General features: G+C 65.0%; 1 protein-coding gene and 1 pseudogene. Both read right to left on the bottom strand.

Features of this window, described 5'->3' with window-relative positions; all coding sequences use genetic code 11:
• A pseudogene (locus DPM33_RS35665) lies at window positions 1–239 on the bottom strand (acyl-CoA dehydrogenase family protein); the annotation flags it as partial.
• A gap of 236 nt (window positions 240–475) precedes the next feature.
• A partial coding sequence (locus DPM33_RS35655) for an enoyl-CoA hydratase-related protein (protein WP_245442701.1) occupies window positions 476–740 on the bottom strand: 265 nt, incomplete at its 5' end.

Here is a 740-nt window from a genome sequence, read left to right as displayed (position 1 = left end):
AGTGTCTCACGCGTGATGCACAGCGTGCGCACATCGAGCGGTCCGGGGTTGGCCGGATCGAGCGCCGTCGGCTTCAGCCAGCCGTCGCGGCCGAGTTTAGCCACGAGCTCGCGGCAGGCCGCGTCGACGTCGTGGTGATCGACGGGGAGGTTTGTGGCGCACCAGCCGTCGAGGCGTTCGGCGAACTCGCGGTGCCGGTCTTCGAAGAAGGGCCAGTTGAGGAAGGAACGGTCAGGCATTTGCGCCTCCGCTGTGCTTCGAGGGTTGCACTCTACGGCGCCCCCCTCTGTCCTGCCGGACATCTCCCCCACTTGGGGGGAGATTGGCAGTTTCAGCGCCCCGCTCATTCTTGCGGCTTTGGCGATTGGCGAAAGCGGAGATGATAGCTAATCTCCCCCCAAGTGGGGGAGATGTCCGGCAGGACAGAGCGGGGCGCTGTCCCGCCGGCATGTCCGTCTTGAACGAAGACAACATTTCAATTCCCCTCGAACACCGGCTTTTCCTTGGCCACGAACGCCTTGTAGGCGCGCTCGAAATCGCCGGTCTGCATGCAGATCGCCTGTGCCTGCGCCTCCGCTTCGATCGCCTGGTCGAGGCCCATCGACCATTCCTGGTTGAGCTGCGTCTTGGTGATGCCATGCGCGAAGGTCGGGCCGGAGACGATGCGCGCCGCCATGTCGAGCGCATCGGCTTCGAGCGCCGCCGCATCGACCAGCCGGTTGTAGAACCCCCAGCGCTCG

Source organism: Mesorhizobium hawassense (assembly GCF_003289945.1).
In the GTDB taxonomy this organism is placed as follows: domain Bacteria; phylum Pseudomonadota; class Alphaproteobacteria; order Rhizobiales; family Rhizobiaceae; genus Mesorhizobium; species Mesorhizobium hawassense.
This window is presented reverse-complemented; position numbering and strand designations above follow the sequence as displayed.